Annotated in this window: 18 protein-coding genes; 13 read left to right on the forward strand and 5 right to left on the reverse strand. The window is 39.3% G+C overall.

Annotated features, from left to right (window positions below; translation table 11 throughout):
- Nucleotides 1-28: 28 nt before the first annotated feature.
- Nucleotides 29-1786, forward strand: a complete 1758-nt coding sequence (locus ACFOOI_RS19045) for a hypothetical protein (protein ID WP_379839669.1) — start codon at nt 29-31, stop codon at nt 1784-1786.
- 213 nt (nt 1787-1999) lie between these two features.
- Here ACFOOI_RS19045 and ACFOOI_RS19050 read toward each other — a convergent pair whose 3' ends face one another.
- The 3 genes from ACFOOI_RS19050 to ACFOOI_RS19060 all read right to left on the reverse strand — a co-directional run bounded on the left by ACFOOI_RS19050 (nt 2000) and on the right by ACFOOI_RS19060 (nt 4191).
- Entirely contained in the window at nt 2000-2635 is a 636-nt protein-coding gene (locus ACFOOI_RS19050; RefSeq protein ID WP_379839670.1) for a cation transporter, read from the reverse strand.
- A gap of 264 nt (nt 2636-2899) precedes the next feature.
- Nucleotides 2900-3358 (reverse strand): hypothetical protein, encoded by a 459-nt coding sequence (locus ACFOOI_RS19055; protein WP_379839672.1) that lies wholly within the window; start codon nt 3356-3358, stop codon nt 2900-2902.
- A gap of 113 nt (nt 3359-3471) precedes the next feature.
- Nucleotides 3472-4191, reverse strand: coding sequence for a DJ-1/PfpI family protein (locus ACFOOI_RS19060; protein WP_379839673.1), 720 nt, complete (start codon nt 4189-4191; stop codon nt 3472-3474).
- A 291-nt stretch (nt 4192-4482) separates the two neighbouring features.
- Between ACFOOI_RS19060 and ACFOOI_RS19065 the strand changes: the two genes are divergently transcribed.
- Together ACFOOI_RS19065 and ACFOOI_RS19070 are read left to right on the forward strand one after the other, a co-directional pair.
- Entirely contained in the window at nt 4483-4719 is a 237-nt protein-coding gene (locus ACFOOI_RS19065) for a hypothetical protein (RefSeq protein WP_379839675.1), read from the forward strand.
- 87 nt (nt 4720-4806) lie between these two features.
- The gene (locus ACFOOI_RS19070; protein WP_379839676.1) at nt 4807-5313 is read left to right on the forward strand and encodes a 3'-5' exonuclease; all 507 of its coding nucleotides are present in this window, start codon (nt 4807-4809) and stop codon (nt 5311-5313) included.
- Between the two features lie 51 nt (nt 5314-5364).
- Here ACFOOI_RS19070 and ACFOOI_RS19075 read toward each other — a convergent pair whose 3' ends face one another.
- Nucleotides 5365-6756 carry a sialate O-acetylesterase gene (locus ACFOOI_RS19075; protein ID WP_379839677.1) on the reverse strand — a complete coding sequence of 464 codons (1392 nt, stop codon included), beginning with the start codon at nt 6754-6756 and terminating at the stop codon, nt 5365-5367.
- Between the two features lie 553 nt (nt 6757-7309).
- On the opposite strand from ACFOOI_RS19075, the gene ACFOOI_RS19080 reads away from it, so the two are divergent.
- From ACFOOI_RS19080 to ACFOOI_RS19125, 10 genes are all read left to right on the forward strand, one after another.
- Complete coding sequence (locus tag ACFOOI_RS19080) at nt 7310-7678, forward strand: Rid family detoxifying hydrolase (protein WP_379839678.1); 369 nt, start codon at nt 7310-7312, stop codon at nt 7676-7678.
- A gap of 174 nt (nt 7679-7852) precedes the next feature.
- The gene (locus ACFOOI_RS19085) at nt 7853-8779 is read left to right on the forward strand and encodes a hydroxypyruvate isomerase family protein (protein WP_379839679.1); all 927 of its coding nucleotides are present in this window, start codon (nt 7853-7855) and stop codon (nt 8777-8779) included.
- Nucleotides 8757-9251, forward strand: coding sequence for a phosphoglycerate mutase family protein (locus ACFOOI_RS19090; protein ID WP_379839680.1), 495 nt, complete (start codon nt 8757-8759; stop codon nt 9249-9251). The genes ACFOOI_RS19085 and ACFOOI_RS19090 overlap by 23 nt, the downstream gene beginning before the upstream one ends.
- Before the next feature lie 45 nt (nt 9252-9296).
- Nucleotides 9297-12614, forward strand: a complete 3318-nt coding sequence (locus ACFOOI_RS19095) for a DEAD/DEAH box helicase (protein ID WP_379839681.1) — start codon at nt 9297-9299, stop codon at nt 12612-12614.
- Between the two features lie 135 nt (nt 12615-12749).
- A complete protein-coding gene (locus tag ACFOOI_RS19100; protein ID WP_379839682.1) occupies nt 12750-16220 on the forward strand; it encodes an ExeM/NucH family extracellular endonuclease in 3471 nt (1156 codons plus the stop codon).
- A 30-nt stretch (nt 16221-16250) separates the two neighbouring features.
- Complete coding sequence (locus ACFOOI_RS19105; RefSeq protein WP_379839683.1) at nt 16251-16787, forward strand: dihydrofolate reductase family protein; 537 nt, start codon at nt 16251-16253, stop codon at nt 16785-16787.
- Nucleotides 16788-16815: 28 nt separating this feature from the next.
- Entirely contained in the window at nt 16816-17523 is a 708-nt protein-coding gene (locus ACFOOI_RS19110; protein ID WP_379839684.1) for a YARHG domain-containing protein, read from the forward strand.
- A gap of 214 nt (nt 17524-17737) precedes the next feature.
- The gene (locus tag ACFOOI_RS19115) at nt 17738-18469 is read left to right on the forward strand and encodes a hypothetical protein (RefSeq protein WP_379839685.1); all 732 of its coding nucleotides are present in this window, start codon (nt 17738-17740) and stop codon (nt 18467-18469) included.
- A gap of 20 nt (nt 18470-18489) precedes the next feature.
- Nucleotides 18490-18918 (forward strand): DUF3995 domain-containing protein, encoded by a 429-nt coding sequence (locus ACFOOI_RS19120; RefSeq protein WP_379839686.1) that lies wholly within the window; start codon nt 18490-18492, stop codon nt 18916-18918.
- A gap of 13 nt (nt 18919-18931) precedes the next feature.
- The gene (locus ACFOOI_RS19125) at nt 18932-19498 is read left to right on the forward strand and encodes a DUF1572 family protein (RefSeq protein ID WP_379839687.1); all 567 of its coding nucleotides are present in this window, start codon (nt 18932-18934) and stop codon (nt 19496-19498) included.
- Between the two features lie 10 nt (nt 19499-19508).
- On the opposite strand, the gene ACFOOI_RS19130 is transcribed toward ACFOOI_RS19125, so the two are convergent.
- Nucleotides 19509-20441, reverse strand: coding sequence for a bile acid:sodium symporter family protein (locus ACFOOI_RS19130; RefSeq protein WP_379839688.1), 933 nt, complete (start codon nt 20439-20441; stop codon nt 19509-19511).
- Nucleotides 20442-20578: the final 137 nt, after the last annotated feature.

The following is a 20578-nucleotide window of genomic DNA, read 5'->3' on the forward strand; positions in this document are numbered from 1 at the left end:
TTTGAAAATCAACCAGAATATAAATGTAATGAATCCTATCTCAAGAAAATCCTTTTTGAAACAAAGTGCCGCTTTAAGCGTACTTCCGTTTTTTGGGATGCCTAATCTAAGCCGTAATATCCACGACCCTGCTTTTAACGAAATAGTCAAAGCAAACAACGAGGAGGTTAAGAAACTGCTCGCAGGTTTTAAAAATGAAATAGTAGACGTTAGAAGAAGTTTAGGGTTTGACTTTGCCAATATTACCGCTGCATATATAGAACCCAGTTCGGTTTATCACAGAAAAGACGAACTCGTGCTGGTTTTAAATCGAATATTAACTTTTTTAGTTAAAAATCAAAATCCTGATGGCACACTCGATTTAGGCAATCTGGCTTCGCCGCCAGACACCGCCTTTATTTTTGAGCCCATTTGTGCGGCTGCATTTATTTTAAAGGGCAATACTTCGCCAGTTTTTAAAGAAACACAGGCCTTATTAAAGACATTTATAACCCAAGCCGCCGAGGGACTTAGGGTAGGAGGAGTACATACGCCAAACCACCGTTGGGTTATATCGGCTGCTCTTGCCAGGGCACATGCGGTTTATCCCAATCAGGGCTATGTGGACCGTATAGAGCAGTGGCTTTCTGAGGTGGTTTATATGGACGCAGACGGCCATTACCTCGAACGCAGCATGATTTATGCCAAGGTGGTAAACACCAGTTTGCTGGCCATAGCGAGGATATTGAACAAACCCGAACTTTTTGATTTGGTGAGGCGAAATCTCTCCATGACGTATTATTATATGGAGACCAACGGCGACTTGGTTTCGTTTGACTCGAGGAGGCAAGACCAGTTTATGCAGGTAAATAACCTTGATTATTACCTCGACTATAGATATATGGCCATCAAAGACCAAAGCGGTGTGTTTTCGGCTATCTCTACCTCGATAGAGTCGGTGGCGGGTTTTAACGAAAAAGTGCTTCCTGAGTTGCTGTTTTATTACCAAGAAGTCCCGCTTTACAAACAAAACCTACCCAAACTAAAGGCTTTGGATACCAACTTTGAGCGTTTCTTTGAAACCACCAATTTGGTTAGAATCAGAAGAGGTGACACCACGTCTACTATATTTGGAGGAACCGATCAGCCACTCGTGATTGCCTCAGGCAGGTCGTCGAGTCCCAATATTTTTTCTTTTAGAAAAGGAGAGGCTATTTTAAAATACCTACGTTTTTCTACTAGTTTTTTTAGTACCGGATATTTCCGTAGTCAGGGGATAAAAAAAGTAGGCGATACCTACGTGCTTTCTCAAAAAATAGAGGCACCGTATTATCAGCCCTTGCCAGATAATCTAAAAAAAGCAGATGGCGATTACACCCACAGCGAAAGCACAGACGGCAGGTTTTGGAATAAAATGGATTTTCAGAATCGTCCGCAGTCTAATGTTCAGCATTTAGAAACACAGATATTAGTAAAAGAAAAGGAAGGCAAACACGAACTCGAATTTAAGGTTGATGGCACCAAAGGTGTTTATGTAACCATAGAGTTGTGTTTTAAAGAAGGTGGTCAATTACTTGGTATTAAGCCAATTGATGGCGAAAGTAACTTTGCATTAGAGCAGTCAGAAGGTACGTATGTGTATGGGAAAGACAAAATAAAGTTTGGACCAGGGACCTTTAAACACAACCGACTACGCGGTATAGAAGGCGAAAAATACACTTCACACTTTGGTACCTTACGCACCGAGGGCATGCATGTGTTTTTGACCGGTATCACGCCTTTCTCTCATGTTTTGATTATAGAATAATAGTTTAGTATATGTTTAGGAGGTATAGTGGTAGTTGCATTTTGCGGCTACCACTTTTTTTTAGCCCGGTTTGTTCAATAGAACTTCGTTATGAAGGCTTAAATTGCAATAAATCAGATAATTAATTTTAATTAGCCAGGGCTATGGTGATTAAATTTAAGGGGGTACGTATTGATTTGCAGCAATTTTAGGTCGTAATAGATTTCCTAATGGTTAGTGGTCATGGCACGAGCAATCGTGCGTTCCTGCTGCTTTTTCTAAAGATTCCTTTCCTTCTGTGTAAGAAAAATACGCAATACCAATGGCTCCGATGGCGTCTATATACGGTATTTGGATAAAATATGCGAGCAAACTTGAGCCCAATAGCACCATAGACATATACATGCACACGCGGGCACAGTTGGCATCTGCCACTATAGCGGCAGAGTCTAAGGCCTTGCCCACTTTGATTTTTTCTTTAATTAGTAGATACATAATACCAATAGAAACACATGATATGATAATACCCGGCAGGGTGTCTTGGGGAATGTGAGCTTCGTAAATACTTACGGCCGCCGTCAGTACTAAAATAATGGCGAGGGCATGAAGGCAGTAGCCGGTGAGTTGCAAGGCTTTTTTTTCGAAAGTCGAGTTCGGACTGTTTGGGTTTTTCTCAATTCTGAAAATCATCACCAATATACCGATGCTCGATATCATCTCGATGAAGCTGTCTACCCCAAATCCAAATAGTGAGAGGGTTTCTTCTTCAAAACCATAGAAGGTGCTTATTATGCCTTCTGCCAAATTATATATGATAGTAAACCAAGCCAAGGCCTGAGCTACTTTGTAGTGTTTTTGTATTGGTTCCATACTCAAAATTAGACTTTTAAGTAGTGCAACAGGGAGTCAAAAAAGGTTTTTATTTATTTGGGTGGAGGAAAGGGCCCTTCGGCATCTTCGCGATTGCACTGCTAAATAATGAGGATTAATAGACCGATGTGTGGATTGCTTTTGTCTAAACGGTAGCTGATCCGTTTGGTCTCTTTACAAAGAGTAAATGACTATTGGTTTTCGGACAAATGAAAGTATAAATGTCTGATAGCAATTAAATTCTATTTGCCTTTATTTTTAGTTTTACACGGTCAGTTCGATTATTCTTAGGCTATTTACTTTTAAGTTTTGGCTAATTACATCAATCTTAATATTCTTTAGAGCTTCAAGATAAATCTTATTTGAAATTTCCTTAAAACTGTTTGATGTATTTAGAAAACCGTTTAATTCGTCCATAATGTTGTTTTCTTCAAAATAGATAATAACCTCAGAGTTATTTTGATTAGGTTTTATAATCAATTGATTAATGTCTAAGAAACTTGTTTTGTAGTAACTCCTTAACCCGACAAATTTGCTAGGTGAATTGTCAAACTTTAGGTAAACAGAGTCTAATTGCACAGTATTCCGTAATTCCATGGTGGAGACAAAAACAGAATCAATGCTCATTTTAGAAATTTCAGAATTATCACCACATTTTGAAAAAAGAGAAATTGAAAATAAGGCTAACACCACTACTAAAATAAAATATTTTTTGTGTTTCATTACCAGTGAATTTATTGGTTGGTAAAAATATCACTCCCTCAGCCCAAATGGATGCACTGTCAGATAAATGGTTTTGTGTATTTGGTTTTTCATTCACCATCTAAAACCAAAAACTACTTAGGCAAATCCTGCAAGTAAAACTCATCTATTTCTTTGTCTTCTTGCCAGGTATATTCTATTTCGTAGGCTATTTTACGGGCTAGGGCTAAGCCGTGCATATCTCTTACAAAACCCAAGGTCATGTCCATGCCCGCCGATATACCCGAAGAGGTATAAAACTTGCCGTCTACCGCCCAGCGTGCTTTTTTTATCCAGTTTACTTTGGCTTCTTGTGAGCTCACCCATTCAAATGCCCGCTTGTTAGAAGTGGCATCGAGGCCGTTTAATAGCCCCGTTTTGGCCAATAGTGCCGAGCCCGTACATACGGTGAGCACATGTGGCGTAATGTTTGAGATTGCAGCTATTTTCGAAATCATCTCGGTGTTGTTTACCTCTAGTCGTGTACCCATTCCGCCAGGAATCAGAAAAATGTCGAATTTCTGGGCATCGGTGAGTTTTTGGGTTACTATTTTTACATTTTGGGTGCTCTTAATAATGCCACCACCTAGCGAGTAAAATTCGATTTGGTACATGTCTTTTAACCTTCCGAGAATCTCTACAGGGCCAAAAACATCCAGAGTCTCAAAGTTTTCGAATAGCAGAATGCCAATATTTTTCAGTGCGGGTTTTTCCATGGGTGTTTTGTTTTCTGAGCTATTTTGATTTTGGGAAAATGCCGTTGAGTTAAGTGCAAAAACTAACAGAAAGATAACTTGAGAGATATTTTTTTTCATTTTGAGGAAAATTAAATATCAGAGTGCGGCCTCCTCCAATAATGGTTTTAAATTTAACATCTATATTAAGTTTTTGAGAGAAAATGCAAGGACTTCATTCTCTGGGATTCTAAATATTTGATGGTCTTACAAACATAAATAAAATACCGTATTTTTGGCTTCTTAAAGCTTATTTTTAGCTAAAATTAAAAACACGATTTCCTCTCAGAATATCTGTAGATACGCGGTTTTAAGAGATAGTAGAACTTTGCATCTATTTTGGAGGTTAAACTATACAATCAATTTAAAACTATGGCTTCTTGTTCGAAAAGATCGTATGTGACCGAAAACTTGGCGGTAGATGCCCTCATAGAGGCTCGCATCAGGTTTTTGTCTAACTCCGCGTCTACAGTTTATTGCTGTGACGACTGCGGCATGTGGCATTTGACCTCACGGGGCGACTTACACCCAAAGCTAAAGACCGCCATAGAAAATGGAACTATACAAAAAGAGAATAGGGCTTATCAATGGGAGCGAAAACTTCGGTAAGTTTTTTTGAGTAAAAAATAAGATAAATGGCGATTTTGAAATAAAAATTAATTAGAATTGTCGTTAAGTACTAAAACAGGAAAGACATTGAATTTTGTTGCGATAGATTTTGAAACTGCCACTTCGTATCCAGACAGTGCATGTGCAGTAGGTATAGTTTCGGTGGTAGACGGCCTAGTGGCAGAAGAATACTACACGCTGATTCAGCCGCCAAATAATGAATATAATTTTCATAACACCCGAGTGCATGGTATCACGGCCAAAGATACTTTGTTAGCACCTAGTTTTGCAGACATATATCCTAAAGTAAAAGAACTTATGCAGGGGCGTCAGGTGGTGGCTCATAACGAGTCTTTTGACAGAAATGTGCTGTACCAAACTATGACAGCTTTTGATTTAAACTACAATGAGCTAAATATTGGCTCCAAGTGGGAATGTACCGTTAAGATTTTCCGAAAAAAAGGACTTTCTAAAGTGAATCTAGCGGCTTGCTGTGACCGTTACGATATTCCGCTAGACCACCACAATGCCCTCTCTGACGCCAAGGCTTGTGCTCAGCTATATTTGATACATAAGATTCCATTGTTTTCATAAAAAAAAGCTCCTCGAAAAAGGAGCTTTTTTGCTATAGAAGTAAGTCGATTTTTAGAAACCTTTAAATTCCCACCAATTGTCGGTCACAAAGCTCGATGCGGGCAGATTGTCTTTGTCTGTTAGTTTTGATTCTGAAATATTCCCCCAAGCAAACCTCGCAAACTGCGGATAGTTTATTCGCGAGTTACTCAGTGTAACGGTGTTGCTCCTTACACGTACTTTTGCCTCTTTAAACTCGCCGCTGGTGTCGGCTATTTCAAACTGATTTTCGCACTCGCGGCCGCAGTTGAGCACGGGCGAGTCAAAGTATAAAATAATTTTGCCGTTTTTGAGCTCGTAGGTAAGTAGTTTTGGTCCTGAGATAGGTTTCACCGATCCATAATATTCGTTTTTCATGGCTGCATTTGCCAATCTTTCGCCTACGTCTTTTTTGTTTCTTGGGTGAATGTCGTTTATGTTTCCGATGTCAGAAATAACCACCATGTGCGTGTTAGGGGTATTTTTCTCCACCATTCGCTGAGCATTTCTGAGTATCACGCCTTCTTCGGGTTGGCCATATTTGTATGGGGCAATCTGTACCAAATAAAACGGAAATTCGTATCCCCATTTGCTTCTCCACGAAGTTATCATATTGTTGAGCAGCAGGTCATAGTGGCTGGCATGCACCACATTGGCCTCGCCTTGGTACCAAAGGGCTCCTTTTATTTTGTAAGAGACGATCGGGTGAATCATGCCGTTATAAAGCGAAGCCGTTTTTACGGGTCCCCAAGGCACTTCTTGCAGTGCTGCGGCGTCTTTTTGTAAGATAGGATTACTCGCTATGCTTTCTGCGGGTGTCCAAGCTTCTGCCGGTGTGCCACCCCAGGATGAGTTTATGATGCCAATCGGAATCTGCAGGTTTTGATTGATGTTTTGAGCAAAAAAATAGCCTACCGCACTAAACTGTTTCATGGTTTCGGGCGTGCAAACCTGCCATTGGCCGTTGAGGTCTTTTTGTGGGTAATCTGCCGAGCTGTTTGCTACCGTAAATAGTCTGATGTTTGGGTAGTTTGCTTTTGCTATCTCGGCCTCGCCGCCTTCTATGCCGGCTCCAGCGGTCCATTCCATGTTGCTTTGGCCCGACACTAACCAAACTTCACCAATGAGTACATTTGACAGCACCACTTTGTTGTATCCATGCAGCACGATGTCGTACGGTCCGCCGTAAGAAGGAGTTTTTACTTCAAACACAAAGTTGCCGTTTGCTTCTGCTTTGGCTACGTAGGTTTCGCTGCTCCAGCCCAAAGACATGCGAATGGTTTCGCCTGACTTTGCCCATCCCCATATTTTTACCGTTGATTTTTGTTGTAAAACCATATTTGAGGTAAATATTTCGGGCAAAACGATATTTGCAAAAGTGGCTTGTGATAGAAAAAGGAAGAATAAAATGTGTTTAAATTTCATTTTTAAGGTTGGTTCATAAGGGTTTAAAATTCCTTTTTGAAGGAATAACAAATTTAGAAGAATTCTCTCAATATTGGCTTGATATTTACATATTTAGAATCAGTTTTTGTGGTTTTACAGAATAAGCTCGCCCGTTTTGCTTTAGCAGAGTCTCCGATAGGGACTCTGCGGACTTTTATGTAGGAAGTGACTATTTTTTAGCAGAATACCGGTATTTTGTGTGCTTTAACAGAGTCTCCGATAGGGACTCTGCGGAGTTTTATTTAGGGAATGACTTGTTTTAGTCAAATACGGGAATTTTGATATTTAGAATTAGTTAATATATTTTTATCAAAAAGCTCTACGGCTTTTACCTACCAAGTTTCAATCAGGTATATAAGTTATTCATTCTAAGCACAGCCTATAGTTGATCCTGTTTTTTTAAGAATAAATTTCGAATCGCAATCTTTAAGTTGTTTCTATTTTGGGTGAAGGTATTTTTCAAAATTTGCCACTTCATCTTTTAGGAAAACCAGTATTTCAATGTATTTTTACACCATAACAAAACTTAATCATGAGCAAACAAATCATTTTTTCAGAAAAAGCACCTGCAGCCATTGGGCCATACAGTCAAGCGGTTTTGGCGGGTAATACCTTATATGTTTCAGGTCAAATAGCCTTAGACTTGGCTCCACTTGGAGATATAGAAGCTGAGACAAAAAAAATAATGGAAAACTTAGGCCACATATTGGCAGAAGCAGGTATGGATTATACCCATGTAGTAAAAGCGAGTATTTTCCTAAAAAGCATGGATGATTTTGGAACTGTAAATACAGTTTATGGATCGTTTTTTATCGAAAATCCGCCAGCAAGAGAAACTGTGCAAGTAGGTAAATTGCCGAAAGACGTAAACGTTGAGATTTCGGTGATAGCTGTGAAGTAAGCAAAAAAAAATCTCCGCGAAAAGCGGAGATTTGTGTTATAAAGTTAAGATTGATTGTTGTATTAAGGTTAAATAGACAGTACAAATATAGTACTTAGGCAAGAAAAAATATAATGAAAATTCACTATTTTTAAATAATATTTTTAAGTCACTAATTATCAGGCGGTAGTAAATATGAATAATAGAAGAAATTTTATAAAACAAACATTGAGTGCTGTTGCACTTGCGAGTTTGACTGGCTTTGAAACCTATGCAAAAAAAGCAATGACTATAGAAAAGCATAATTTCAAACTGTTATATGCTCCCCATTTCGGCATGTTTAAAAACTCCGCCGGCGACGATCTTTTCGACCAATTACAGTTTATGTCAGACGTGGGCTTCAAAGCCTTGGAAGACAACGGCATGATGGCACGGCCTGTGGAAACACAAAAGAAAATAGGCGAAACCATGGCTAAGTTGGGCATGAAAATGGGTGTTTTCGTGGTAGACGGCGGCGACAATTGGAAAACATCTTTGGCTTCGGGTAAAAGTGAGTTTAAAGAGAACTTCTTAAAAACATGCCGAGCTGCCGTGGAGGTTGCCAAAAGAACCAATGCCAAATGGATGACCGTAGTGCCAGGTTTTTATGAAAGAAAATTGCCGATTGGCATTCAAACCGCTAATGTGATAGACGCCTACCGCAGGGCGTGTGATATTTTTGAGCCGCACGGGCTCACTATGGTGATGGAGCCACTCAGCGACACCCCCGATTTGTTTTTGAGAAACTCAGATCAGAGTTATTTGATATGCAAAGCCGTAAATAGCCCTGCGTGTAAAATCTTGTTTGATATGTGGCACATGCAGCGAAACGAAGGCCAAATGACCCATAACATGGATTTGGTATGGGAAGAAATCGCTTATTTTCAGATAGGAGATGAGCCCGGCCGAAAAGAGCCAACTACAGGTGAAGTAAATTACCGACATTTGTTTAAACACATTCACGAAAAATCAAAAGCAAACCACCAGGAGTTTATCTTGGGTATGGAGCATGGGAATATGTTTCCTGGCAAAGAAGGAGAACAAAAACTAATACAAGCATATGTGGAAATGGATACGTTTTAATTCAGCAATTCTCGTAGTATTGGGTCTAGCATTGGGCAGTTGTAGTACCTCCTTTTATGTGGTAAGGCACGCCGAAAAAATGCAAACCAACACCTCAGACCCCGCCCTGACAGACGAGGGAGAGGATAGAGCGGTGCGTTTGGCTAAAATATTGGTTGATAAAAATATCCAAGAAATATATAGCACAAACTACATAAGAACCATGTTTACGGCACAGCCATTGGCGGAGCTAAAAAACATAGAAATACAAAAATATGCTCCGAAAGAGCAATCAGAGTTGATAGAAAAGTTAAAAATCTCTAAAAAAAATACCCTGATAGTAGGGCATAGCAATACCATTAAGTCTATTATTAACGGTTTGGCCGAAAAAGAGGTGTTGGCCAAAGATTTAGAAGATAGCGAATATGGCCATTTGTATCTGATAAAAAGAGGCAAACTGGGGAAACCAAAATTCATCCAAAAGGAATATTGATTTTTTCTATTTAATAAAAAAATACGAGTTACCGACCACCTATAAATGAATCATCCTCAGCTGTATGTCTTTCAAAATCGGACGCTAAAAGACTTGAGTTTTCAGGATGTGTTTAGGTTTGGGTTAGAATTGAGCTTTACCATGCAAAAAGTGGAAGTTCAAGCCCTTCAAATAGAGGTGGACTCTGGCCTTTTTGGAGCTCAAGTTTCTGAGGGCTTCCCTGAGGTTTTGGTGACCCAAACAGCCGATTCACTTACATTTAGTTGCCCGTGTACCTATCACAAATCCACCTTGTGTGTGCATCAAACGCATGTGTTGCAAATGCTACTTTCTAAGCCCGACTTACAGGCTTTTTTCAATGCCGAACTAAGACATGAAAACATCAAAAAAGCAGCCAAACTGTACGGTTTGGAGGAAAATGAGCATCCGGAAAAGTACCTGGGGATAGTTTTTAAAGACAAAAGGCTACACGTAGTACCTGTGGTAGAGGGCTTGGTTTTGGTAAACCAAAGTACGGCAATTTTTCAGAAGACGCAGAGCTTTTTTGAAGCTAAATCCGAAGTTTTAGAAGAAGAACTTAGAGGCTTAGTTTTTCGAAAAAATAAATATACAGATTCGTTTTCGATAGTTTTGATAGCGGGTCAAAGTACCCAAAAAGGCACCTTCAAAAATCCACTGCGGGTTATTGACCCTTTAGAGGAAATATGGACGGGGCTTTCGTCTTCACTTACCTTGTTTTATTCGGCTTTAGCTAAGTTTCAGAAGCCTTTCGGGCGTCACAAAGCTGATTTTTTAGCTTTGAAAGTTTTGGTAGACAATCCCTTGATGCTTCCGGTGTTTAGATGTGATGCTGAAAGTTTAACTGCTGCTAATTTAGAAGAAATAACGTTGTCATATAACCCATTAGAACTTCGGGTAAATGTAAACTTAAAAGCACCTTTTTATGAAATATATGCGGAGGTCTTCGTTAATGACCTTTGGTTGCCTCTGCAGGAACTCAGTATTCAATATGACTATTTCCTAAAAATTCAGCAAACGCTTTATTTAATTCCCGACCAAGAGCGTCTTGAGACCATTTTGTTTTTTGTTAATGTACATACCAAAATGCTCATTCATCCCACCAAATTTGATGAATTTAAAATTCAAGTTTTGGATAAATTGGGGCCAAATATTGGAATCGATTATACGTTTTTAAAACCCAAAGTTCCGAAAGAAGAAGTTTACTTTTGGAAGCCAAATTATAACATTGAAAAAATGCTGTATTTGTCTGATCAGCAAGATTTTGTATCTATTACGCCGGTGCTAAAATATGGAGATATAGAAATACCCGTTTTTTCTAAAAAACAGATTGTAGACAGAGACCCCAATGGAAATCTTTTTACAGTAGAAAGAAACGATGAAATGGAGGTAGAGCTAACGGCATTTATCAGCAGGTTACACCCCGAGTTTGAGGAGCAAATGGGCGAAATGGATTATTTTTACCTGCAAAGACAAAAGTTCTTAGATGAAAACTGGTTTTTGGAGGCTTTTGAAAAAATCAGAGCTTCAAACATAAAAATATTAGGATTTAATACCCTCAGAAAAAACAGGCTGAGTCCGTACCAAGTACGCGTAGAAGTGGCGGTAGCCTCTGGTGTAGACTGGTTTGATACCAAACTAAAAGTTGCATTTGGAAAACAGCAGGTTTCTATTCAGCATTTGCATAAGTCGCTGAGAGACAAGTCAAAGTTTGTGGAACTTGGCGATGGTACTCTAGGTATTTTGCCCGAGGAATGGATTCAAAAGTTCAATGGGTATTTTAAACTCGGGAAATTAGATGGGCAGGTGATTCGCACTCCCAAAACAAAGTTTTTTGAGGTCTTAGAACTTTATGAAACGGAAGTACTTGGTCCCGAAATCGCCAATGAGTTTAGAACACTGCAGACCCGACTGACGAAGTTTGAAAGTATAGAGCCCGTAGAGGTACCTGCTAAACTAAATGCCACGCTTAGACCCTATCAGCAGCATGGACTGAATTGGCTGATGTGCCTCGATTCGTATAACCTAGGCGGATGCTTGGCCGACGATATGGGGCTCGGGAAGACCATACAAATGATTACCTTTCTTTTGCTTCAAAAACAAAAGCACCCCAATGTGCCTAATTTGATAGTGTTGCCTACTTCCTTGATTTTTAATTGGTTGGATGAGTTAAGTAAGTTTGCTCCTGATTTAAAAGTATGTACCCACTATGCGGCAGAAAAGGTAAAAGTTATATCTGAGTTCAATAATTTTGATGTGGTCATTACCACTTACGGTACTTTACTTTCTGATTTGCATTTGCTCAAAGCCGCCACATTTAATTGCATAGTTTTGGATGAATCGCAGGCCATTAAAAATCCGGATTCGCAACGTTACCGAGCCGCAAGGTTGTTAAAGTCTCGCAACAAGTTTGTGCTCACCGGCACCCCTATAGAAAACAACACGTTTGACTTGTATGGGCAGCTTTCGTTTGCTTGTCCGGGTTTGTTGGGTTCTAAAAACTACTTTAAAGACATTTATGCCTTGCCTATAGATCAGTTTCATGATCAGGAACGAGCAGCAGACTTGCAGAAATTGGTGGCACCGTATATTTTGAGGCGAACTAAAAAGCAAGTGGCTACCGAATTGCCTGCCAAAACCGAGATGCTTATTTACTGCGAAATGTCTACTGAGCAGCGGCTTGTGTACGATAATCTCGAAAAAGAACTGAGGGAGTATGTGCAAAATCAAAAAGAGCAAGACTTGGAGAAAAACAGTATGCATGTGCTTACGGGTATTACAAAACTCCGCCAAGTGTGTAATTCTGTTTTGCTTTTGCCCGAGGAAAACCTCAGCGAAACTCCTTCGGCCAAAATTGACACTTTGATTGAGCAAATTTTGGATAAAAAGAGTAACCATAAAATCTTAGTGTTTTCACAGTTTGTAGGTATGCTAGACCTCATAAAAGAGCGATTGGTTCAGCAAGGCGTTTCTTTTGAGTATCTCACTGGCCAAACCAAAAATAGGGCAGCACGCGTCAAGAATTTCCAGGAGAACCCTGCTGTTTCGGTGTTTTTGATTAGTCTCAAAGCCGGTGGAGTAGGTCTAAACCTCACTGAAGCAGACTATGTGTATTTGGTGGATCCGTGGTGGAACCCAGCAGTAGAAAATCAGGCGATAGACAGGGTGTATAGAATTGGACAGAAAAAACAGGTGATAGCGGTAAGGCTCATTTGCCCAAACACGATCGAAGACAAAATATTGAAACTCCAAGCCACCAAAAGGGAGCTTTCGGGTAAGCTAGTTAAAACGGATACGCAGATGTTTAAAAGTATGAAAAAGGAGGAGCTTTTAAACTTGCTTTGAGGAATTGATTTCTAATTCTATAACTTCTACCATTGAATTTTAAACTAAATTAATATTCTGGTAATATGTGATGCGTATTTTTGTGACTGAGGGCTTTTTTGATTAAATAGCCACTAAAATAATTACAAAGATTTTATGTCATCTTTTGCGAAGCGTTTTTTCCTAGGTGTGTTTTCATTTGGCTTTACTATTTCGAGCGTATACGCCCAAGTAAATCTATCTACAAGCACGTATAGCCAAGATTTTAATACCTTGGCCAGCAGCAGCACTAGCTCTTCATTGCCTACGGGTTGGCTATTGTTAGAAACTGGATCGTCTGCCGACCTAACCTACGGAACTTCAACAGGTTCAAGTAATTCTGGAAATACCTACAGTTTTGGTGCTGCTTCTAACGCAGAGAGGGCACTTGGTGGTTTGCAGTCAGGCAGTGTAAACCCTACGGTTGGGGCGTCTTTTAAAAACATTACGGGAGCAAAAATAGCAAGTTTAGTAATTTCATATACCGGCGAACAATGGCGTTTGGGGGCATTAAATAGAGAAGACAGACTCGATTTTTCTTACAGTACCACCTCTACAAGTTTGGCAAATGGTACTTGGATAGACGTAAATGCTTTAGATTTTGTAGCACCGATCACTACGGGGACTACTGCTTTAGGAACTACGGGTGCTTTAGATGGTAATTTAACAGCTAATAAGACGAGTATTTCGTATACCATCACGGGCTTAAACATAGCGGCTGGTGACACCGTCTGGATAAAATGGTCGGACTACAACGCAACTGGTTCAGACGACGGACTTGCGGTCGATGACTTCAGTATTACGCCAATATTGGCTGATCCAAGCGTAAGTCTTACGCCAAACACTATTATAAATCTTAATTATGTAGTAGGAAACGGCCCTTCGGCGGCTCAAACGTATACATTGTCAGGAACTAATCTCAGTCCCGAAAATGGCAATTTGACACTAACTGCACCTGCAAATTTTGAAATATCTAATACAAGTGCATCCTCTGGTTTTTCGGATATTCTTACACAAGCCTATTTGGGCAGAAGTTTAGATACACTTATTTATGTAAGGCTTAAATCGGGATTATCTATCGATACATATACAGGTAATATCGAGCATTCAGGTGGAGGTTTGCTTTCGAGTGCATCGGTGTCTTTAAGCGGTATCGTGAGCAGCGTTGCTTTGCCCAATATTTCCATTGCAGATTTTAGTGCAAATGAAGGTAACTCGGGCACCACTACATTTACTTTTTTGGTTAGTTTAAGTTCCCCAGCGGGTGTGGGAGGAGTTAGTTTTGATATTGCTACTGCCGGAAATGGCTCTACTTCCCCATCGGATTTTACTCCAAAAAGTTTAACTAATCAGACGATAGCTGAAGGAAACAGCACTTATGAATTTTATGTAAACGTAAATGGAGACACGTATTACGAAGACGACGAAACTTTTTTGGTGAATATCTCAAATGTAAGCAATGCGGCTGTGGTGGATGATCAAGCAGTTGGGACTATCTTAAATGATGACAGCAGGCCCATCACAAAAATCCATACGATTCAAGGAGCAGGATCAGCCACTACAATGTCTGGTTTTTTAACCGTGGAAGGTATTGTGACCGGTAATTACCAATTTCCGGGAGGAAGCGGGCAGATTCGTGGTTTTTTTGTACAAGAAGAAACTACCGATATAGACAGTGACCCTGCTACTTCAGAAGGGCTTTTTATTTACTGCGGCACCTGTGCTACCGTGGTTTCGGAAGGGCAAAAGGTAGAAGTAAGTGGTTATGTGTCTGAATACAATACCGTTACGCAGATTTCTTCTGTGGAAATAATAATTAAAGATGCCGGCAATCATTTGTCTGAAATAACACCTGCCACCATAGATTTACCGATAGTAGGAGACATCAATACTTATTACGAGGCTTTTGAAAGTATGGTGGTACAATTCGCCGATGTGTTGACACTTTCGGAGTATTTTGAGTTGAGCAGATTTGGTCAGCTAGAACTTTTTGAAGGCGACCGCCCCAAACAATTTACAGAGGAGAACTCGCCAAGTGCAGTAGGTTATGCGGCTCATATTGAAAGTTTAAATAGGCGAAGAGTAATTTTAGACGATGGAAATAATACGCCAAACTCTTCTGTTACCACTCCAGACGGCTACCAGGCTGAGTTTTTTCCTGCTACCAATGGCGGTTTTTCTGCAGGTACTCAAGGCGTAGACTTTTTCAGAGGAGGCGACCAAGTGTCTAATCTGAGAGGAGTTTTAAATTGGTCGTATTCAGGTTTTGGAAGTGCCGATGCATGGCGAGTAAGGCCTTTAAATGCCTATCCCGCGATATTTACTGCCGTGAATCCACGCCCTGAAACTGCTCCGATAGTTGGAGGAGACCTAAAAGCCGCAAGTGTAAATATGTTAAACTATTTCACAACTATAGACCTTACAAGTAGCAGCACCTCGGGGCCATGTGGGCCAAATGCAGACTTAGACTGTAGAGGAGCAGACAGCAATGCCGAATTGGCCCGACAACGTGAGCGAGCCACTCAGGCACTTTGTGGGTTAAATGCAGATGTTTTTGCTCTTATGGAAGTAGAAAATACAAACCTTACTGTTATAAACGACATCGTGAGTTCAATCAATACTACTTGCGGAAGTGGTAACCCATTTGCAGTAGTAGACATTGGCGGTACCTCATTGGGTACAGATGCCATCCGAGTAGCTTTGGTATATAAAACAGGTACTTTGGCCCCCGTTGGCAGTGCTATGATAGACCTAAACTCCATTCACAGTCGCCCACCATTGGCACAAACTTTTGAGGTTGTTGATGTAAATAATCCGTCTTTTGGGCAAAGGTTTACCGTGGTGGCTAACCACTTTAAGTCCAAGGGTACTTCGGGTGCCACGGGCTTAGATATGGACCAAAATGATGGTCAAGGAGGATACAATCAAAAAAGAGTGAACCAAGCCAATAGGTTAATCACTTGGGTAAACACGGTGGTACTTCCCACAGCCAATGATCCAGACGTACTCTTATTGGGGGATTTTAATTCATACGCCAAAGAAGATCCAGTAGTTGCTTTAAATTCAGCGGGTTATATAGATCTAGAAAGTGCGTTGATAGGGCCATCTGCATATTCTTATGTTTTTGATGCTCAAATCGGCCACCTAGACTATGCCTTTGCCAATCCAAGTATGGCACAATATATTACGGGCATAGCTCCATGGCACATAAATGCCGATGAAAGTCCACTTTTTGATTACAACGACGACATAAAAGACGTAGGAGAAGATGCCTATGAAGAGAAACCTAACGGCAGCTTGCTTACGCCGGCTCGAACCCTGTTTCAGTCAGGTACGCCTTTTAGAGCCTCTGATCACGACCCTATTTTGGTTGGTTTTAGTTTTGCTTGTAAAGCAAATCTAGTATTTGAGGAAGTTATTAACACAAACCAAAAAGCGAGCGTTTCCATTACAGGAAAAACGGCTAACATCATTCCTTCGGGGAGTGTGGTAAAATATCGAGCAGGAAACTTTGTATCGCTAGAGCCTGGTTTTGTGGCCGAGAACGGAACCGTTTTTACAGCCGAAATTGGAGGTTGCGAAAATTAACTTTAGTTTTGAAATCTTAAAGAGAAAAAGATGGAAACTAGAAAGGTGATTTTGTATATCAGCATGAGTGTGGATGGTTTTTTAGCCACAAAAGATAATGACCTCAGTTGGCTGTCTATCGTAGAAAAGGAGGGCGAAGACTACGGTTACGGTGTGTTTACTAACCAAGTAGATACGTATTTAGTTGGGAGAAAAACCTACGAAATAGTAAAAGGATTACTAGGAGGCGATTTCCCACAAGCCAAACAATACGAGTGCTATGTAATTACACGTCAAAGCTTAGAAAATGCCGATGGCGTACAGTTTTATAACGGCGATATTTCAGAATTGATTGCTAGGTTAAAAGTAAAGCCAGGTGGCCATATTTATTGTGATGGCGGTGCCGAAATTGTACAGATGCTGATGAAACAAAACCTGATTGACGAGTACATCATTTCGGTTATTCCGATTATGCTGGGTGAGGGTATTCGGCTGTTTAAGGGAGGAATAGATAAAATAAACTTAAAAGCGAAACCAAGCACCTATTTTGAAAGTGGTTTGGTGCAACTTCACTACGAAAAAGCGTAGTCACCTTATTTATTTCTACCTTTCTACCATGAAAAAAATATCGCCTGTATTATGCTTGCTTTTAATGCCTTTTTTGAGTTTTGGGCAATTTATAGGCACAAACGCTATTTCTCCCAAAAACATTTCTAAACTTACGCACCAAGAACTCAATGGTCTTAGTGGCGTCTATCGCTTTGGTGAGAGCGAATCCGAGAGTGAGTTGCTTATTGTTCAGTTAGATACAGTAGTGGTGGCTCAATTAAAGTCAGGTTATTGGGAAGAGCCCAATATGGTTTGGAAGTATCGCTATCAAAACTTAAATAGGGTCAAAATTTCCACAAACGGAACTTTTACTTCTTCCGAATTTCAAGGTGAGTTTGTGAACTATTCTAAAAATGGAATAAAGCAAATGGGCTTAAAAATTAATAATACTTGGTCAGGTGCTGCTCCGGAAGGCAAATATGAAGTTGGACTTAAATCTCAGGAAAAGTTATCAACTTTTTTCGCAGGTAAATATCCGCAAGTCTCTTGTGAAATACTTAATAGTAGTGATTTAGTGTCGAAATCAAAATCTGATTTTGCAATTATGCGAAACGAAATTTATGCGAGATACGGTTTTGTTTTTACCAAAGGTGGCCCAATGGATACGTATTTCAGTGCTCAAGATTGGTATCAGCCCCAACATAAAAATGTATCTGCTTTTTTAACGCAAATTGAGCTACTAAACATAGAAAGAATAAAGCTGTTTGAGAAATGATAGCAACCTTATTTGTCAAATGTAAACCTCATTTTTTACTTAAAAGTGACTTGTTTTGGAGGTGACTTTTCTCCATTAATCAATACTTTTTATTATTATCTTCTTTAAATTTTCATAGCTTGTAGTTTTGTTGTATTTTTAAATAAGAATGATGCATTGTCAATCATTTTGTAGCTAAAAAACTAAAAAAGTATAACAAACATTCTTTTAAGAAATGATTGAAGATTTGCCTTTATATATTCCAATATCCTTTGTTCTTACGTGTTTAGCAACCCTTTTTTTATTTTTCAGAATTCTACAAGACGCTACATTAGAAACCGTTAGGAAAAACAAAATCAAGATAATAGGTGGGATAGTTTCTTGGATATTTTTACAAGGAGTTATATCGTTCAATGACGTTTACTTTTCGAGTATAGACACACTGCCTCCCAAAATTTTCCTCTTAGGCATTTTGCCTTGTATCGTTTTTATGATTTGGTTGTTTAATAACTCCGCAGGCAAGGTTTTTATAGATAGCCTACCACTTGAGCGAATCACTTTTTTAAATGTGGTTCGTATTCCGGTTGAGTTTGTGCTTCTTTGGTTATTTTTAGAAAATACAATCCCCAAAATCATGACTTTCGAAGGTTTGAATTTTGATATCTTAGCTGGAATTTCTGCTGTTTTTGTGACATTCATTGGGTTTAGACAAGGCAAATTAAACAAAAGGGTTTTCCTTGTTTGGAATATCGTTTCCTTGCTACTTTTGATAAATATAATTGTGCTCGCTTTTCTGTCTACTCCATCACCAATTCAGAAATTTGGATTTGAGCAACCGAATATCGCCCTTCTAAAATTTCCATTCGCTTGGCTGCCGACTTTTATAGTTCCAGTGGTTTTGTTTGGGCATTTTGTTTCAATCCGTCGCTTATTAATATGTAAGACCAAAAAATGCATCGATAGTTAATTTTTAAACTCACATTCATTATGCTTATTCATCTTCTTTCAGTTTCGCTAGCCCTCATTTTTTTTATTATTGGAGGAGTTCACATTTATTGGTTTTTTGGTGGAAAATGGGGTTTAAATTCCGCTATTCCTTCAACTGATAGTGGTGATGTTTCTATGCGACCATCTAAATTTGCCACGCTTATGGTGGCTTTTGGCCTCATTTCGTTTGGTTTGTTTTATTTGGTAATGGGCGGACTATTAAAAATAGAAAGTACAGATGCTACATTGAAATTTGTTGGGGTTTCTATCCCCATTATATTTTTGGTTAGAGCGATTGGTGATTTTAATTATGTTGGATTTTTCAAAAAAACGAAGAACACACATTTTGCAAAAATAGACAGGAAATATTTTTCTCCTTTGTGCCTTTTGATTGCAATTAGTGGATTATATATCTATTTTTTCAGATAAAAATTATACTAAAATGGAGACTTATTTAGAAGGTGTAAAAAAACAATATTCGTATTATAAACACTTGGGAGACCAAACTTTGGAAAGGCTTTCGGAGGAACAACTGTTTTGGAAATATAACGATGAAAGTAATAGCATAGCAGCCATAGTAAAGCACATGTGGGGCAATATGCTTTCGCGTTGGACGGATTTTTTGACTACTGATGGCGAAAAGGAGTGGAGGCAGAGGGATGCAGAATTTGAGCATGATGTATATTCCAAAGTCGCACTTTTAGAGATTTGGGAGGCAGGCTGGAAATGCCTTTTTGATGCCTTGGAAAGTCTAACGGAAGATGATCTTAATAAAACTATTTTTATAAGAAACCAAGGACATTCGGTTACGGATGCTATCAATAGGCAGTTGGCCCATTATGCGTATCATGTGGGTCAGATGGTCTTTGTGGGCAAAATGCTCTTAGGCGAAAACTGGGCCTCGCTTTCTATTCCCAAAGGGGATTCTATAAAGTTTAACACCGAAAAGTTTTCAAAAGAAAAAGTTAAGGTACACTTTACCGAGGAGTTTTTGAAAAGTAAAAAATAACACTAAAATATTATTTAGTCTCTTGGTCCAAAGGTTTATTGCCCCACCAAGAGGCTAATATTGAACCGCTCAAATTCATCATCGGGCCAAATATGCCTGAAGCCAAACCCACGGTTGCCAATTTGCCCATTTCGTTTGCCAAGGCAGATGCCAAACCTGCATTTTGAAGCCCTACCTCTAGGGCGATTGTTCTGGCATTTTGTTTATTTAAACCAAATGCCCTCGCTGAAAAATACCCAAACACATACCCTCCAATATTGTGCATAATTACCGCTAAAAGTAGTGTAAGCCCTACCGTTTTTAAAGACGCATTTCCTGCTGCGGTAACTGCTATTATCACAAAGCTTATGCCTATCATCGATAAAACCGGTAGCAAGTGTTTTACCTTAGACAGATAAACAGGAAATAACTTATTTATAGCAAAGCCGATAATTACCGGAAGAAGTACAATTTTGGTCATGTCCCACATCATGCTCAGAAAATCTATCTCTATCAATGTGCCTGCTAATATTTTCATTAAAAAAGGTGTCAAAATAGGAGCGAGCATAGTAGCAAAGGCCGTCACTGTGATAGAAAGGGCCACGTTTGCTTTAGCCAAAAGGGCCATTACATTAGAGGCTAATCCACTTGGACTGCATCCCACCAAAAGTATTCCTGCGGCTATTTCAGTTGAAAAATCAAAAATCTTAGTTAAACCCAAGCCCCAAAAAGGCATGATGAGAAACTGACAGCCAAGGCCAATGAAAACTAATTTTGGAGTGTTTAATATTCCTTTAAAATCCGCCAGGCTGAGTGTGGTGCCCATTCCAAACATAATCAGTTGTAAAAATGGCACAATAAACGCACTGAGCTTAACTCCGTTGTAAGAAATAAAATATTGAGGAAAAAAATAGGCGATAGAAACCGCAAATATGATAACGAAAGAAAAGGTGTATTTTTTCATAAAAAAGGATATGGGTTTTCTAGGCTTTTCTGATTGGTTTTGGGTTCTTTTTATTTCTTTAAAAAAAATAAGAGTCGAAAATAAATATTATTTCTAAGATAAAGTTGAATCTGATATAATTTCGGAGTTCATTTGTA

Source organism: Lacihabitans lacunae (genome assembly GCF_042649125.1).
GTDB classification, from domain to species: Bacteria; Bacteroidota; Bacteroidia; order Cytophagales; family Spirosomataceae; genus Leadbetterella; species Leadbetterella lacunae.

What these genes read in the sequence shown, in the direction of transcription:
- ACFOOI_RS19045 (WP_379839669.1), top strand. Translation starts at nt 29, where the DNA reads ATGAATCCTATCTCAAGAAAATCCTTTTTGAAACAAAGTGCCGCTTTA.
- ACFOOI_RS19050 (WP_379839670.1), bottom strand. Translation starts at nt 2,635, where the DNA reads ATGGAACCAATACAAAAACACTACAAAGTAGCTCAGGCCTTGGCTTGG.
- ACFOOI_RS19055 (WP_379839672.1), bottom strand. Translation starts at nt 3,358, where the DNA reads ATGAAACACAAAAAATATTTTATTTTAGTAGTGGTGTTAGCCTTATTT.
- ACFOOI_RS19060 (WP_379839673.1), bottom strand. Translation starts at nt 4,191, where the DNA reads ATGAAAAAAAATATCTCTCAAGTTATCTTTCTGTTAGTTTTTGCACTT.
- ACFOOI_RS19065 (WP_379839675.1), top strand. Translation starts at nt 4,483, where the DNA reads ATGGCTTCTTGTTCGAAAAGATCGTATGTGACCGAAAACTTGGCGGTA.
- ACFOOI_RS19075 (WP_379839677.1), bottom strand. Translation starts at nt 6,756, where the DNA reads ATGAAATTTAAACACATTTTATTCTTCCTTTTTCTATCACAAGCCACT.
- ACFOOI_RS19080 (WP_379839678.1), top strand. Translation starts at nt 7,310, where the DNA reads ATGAGCAAACAAATCATTTTTTCAGAAAAAGCACCTGCAGCCATTGGG.
- ACFOOI_RS19085 (WP_379839679.1), top strand. Translation starts at nt 7,853, where the DNA reads ATGAATAATAGAAGAAATTTTATAAAACAAACATTGAGTGCTGTTGCA.
- ACFOOI_RS19090 (WP_379839680.1), top strand. Translation starts at nt 8,757, where the DNA reads ATGTGGAAATGGATACGTTTTAATTCAGCAATTCTCGTAGTATTGGGT.
- ACFOOI_RS19095 (WP_379839681.1), top strand. Translation starts at nt 9,297, where the DNA reads ATGAATCATCCTCAGCTGTATGTCTTTCAAAATCGGACGCTAAAAGAC.
- ACFOOI_RS19100 (WP_379839682.1), top strand. Translation starts at nt 12,750, where the DNA reads ATGTCATCTTTTGCGAAGCGTTTTTTCCTAGGTGTGTTTTCATTTGGC.
- ACFOOI_RS19105 (WP_379839683.1), top strand. Translation starts at nt 16,251, where the DNA reads ATGGAAACTAGAAAGGTGATTTTGTATATCAGCATGAGTGTGGATGGT.
- ACFOOI_RS19110 (WP_379839684.1), top strand. Translation starts at nt 16,816, where the DNA reads ATGAAAAAAATATCGCCTGTATTATGCTTGCTTTTAATGCCTTTTTTG.
- ACFOOI_RS19115 (WP_379839685.1), top strand. Translation starts at nt 17,738, where the DNA reads ATGATTGAAGATTTGCCTTTATATATTCCAATATCCTTTGTTCTTACG.
- ACFOOI_RS19120 (WP_379839686.1), top strand. Translation starts at nt 18,490, where the DNA reads ATGCTTATTCATCTTCTTTCAGTTTCGCTAGCCCTCATTTTTTTTATT.
- ACFOOI_RS19125 (WP_379839687.1), top strand. Translation starts at nt 18,932, where the DNA reads ATGGAGACTTATTTAGAAGGTGTAAAAAAACAATATTCGTATTATAAA.
- ACFOOI_RS19130 (WP_379839688.1), bottom strand. Translation starts at nt 20,441, where the DNA reads ATGAAAAAATACACCTTTTCTTTCGTTATCATATTTGCGGTTTCTATC.